This is a genomic window from Catenibacterium sp. co_0103 (genome assembly GCF_004168205.1).
GTDB classification, from domain to species: domain Bacteria; phylum Bacillota_I; class Bacilli_A; order Erysipelotrichales; family Coprobacillaceae; genus Catenibacterium; species Catenibacterium mitsuoka_A.
The window spans coordinates 1-1,564 of record NZ_RCYB01000192.1; the positions used below are offsets into that span (position 1 = coordinate 1).

Annotated in this window: 1 protein-coding gene; it reads left to right on the forward strand. The window is 35.9% G+C overall.

Annotated elements, in window-relative coordinates:
* Nucleotides 1–357: 357 nt before the first annotated feature.
* Nucleotides 358–1,482, forward strand: coding sequence for a DUF362 domain-containing protein (locus EAI80_RS13070; RefSeq protein ID WP_129982379.1), 1,125 nt, complete (start codon nucleotides 358–360; stop codon nucleotides 1,480–1,482).
* Nucleotides 1,483–1,564 lie beyond the last annotated feature (82 nt).

Below are 1,564 nucleotides of genomic sequence, written 5' to 3' on the forward strand. Positions count from 1 at the left end.
TTTTTATATTGATTTTCAGTAATATGCTTGATTTTAGATGAAAGTTTTATTATTATCATAGTGTTCTTATTGGACAGGATAAGCATTTCGGTGGCCAAACTTCGATGCTTATCCTTTTTTTCTTTCTATAGATTTATTGACCTTAAGAACATGATAAATGATTTATGAAATAAACAAAACAGATAGCGAAAAACTGCCCCTAAAAAGTTGACAGCATAAAAGCAAAGCCAGGAGTTTATACCCCTGACTTTTTCAAAGCTTGAGTAAACCCCAAGTCTATTTAGTTACTCGCTGCTCTTTTTTAGTTGACTATGAACCTTGCTTTGGGTTTAAAATAGTATTATGGAGGATATGTTCATGGAGAAATCAAAAGTATATTTTACAGACTTTCGTACACGTGTTGGTGTAAGTTTAACTGAAAAGTTACAGCGTTTAATTAAGAAAGCAGGAATCACTGATATTGATATGGATGGTAAGTTTGTAGCTATCAAGATGCATTTTGGTGAATTAGGTAACCTATCTTATTTACGTCCTAATTATGCGAAAGCAGTTGCAGATGTCGTTAAGGAATGTGGAGGAAAACCATTCTTAACAGATTGTAATACTTTATATCCAGGTTCTAGAAAGAACGCCCTAGAACATCTAGATTGTGCTAATATTAATGGGTTTAATACAATCACTACAGGTTGTCAGATTATTATTGGTGATGGTTTAAGAGGAACTGATGATATTACAGTACCTGTAAGAAATGGTGAATATTGTAAAGAAGCTTATATTGGTCGTGCAGTCATGGATGCGGATATCTTTATCAGCTTAACTCATTTTAAAGGCCATGAGTCTACAGGCTTTGGTGGTGCGATTAAGAATATTGGTATGGGCTGTGGAAGCCGTGCTGGTAAGATGCAGCAACATAATTCAGGCAAACCAATTGTGCATGATGACTTATGTAGAGGATGTCGTCGCTGTGCTAAAGAATGTGGTAGTGATGCAATCACTTATGAAAATGGTAAAGCAGTCATCAATCAGGATATCTGTAAAGGATGTGGCAGATGTATTGGGGCTTGTGTATTTGATGCCATTGAAAACCAAAACTGGAATGCGAATGAAATACTTGGTAGAAAAATGGCTGAATATTCGCAGGCAGTATGTGATGGAAGACCAACATTCCATATTAGTTTAGTGAGAGATATTTCACCTAACTGTGACTGTCATGGTGAAAACGATGCACCTATCTTACCAGATGTTGGTATCTTTGCGTCATTTGATCCCGTTGCTTTAGATCAGGCATGTGTAGATGCATGCTTACATGCAACACCTATGCCTAATAGCCAGTTATCTGATAATTTAGCTGATCCACATTGGCATCACCATCATGATAACTTCCTAGATTCAAATCCTAATGTCAGATGGAAAGAAACATTAGAACATGCGGAAAAGATTGGTTTAGGTACAAGAGAATACGAACTTATTCAAATGAAATAATAAAAAAGGGGCTGTAACGAATAGGTAGTATTTACTACTACCTTGAGCGTTACAGCTCTTTTTCGTATATCCAAACCCAAAA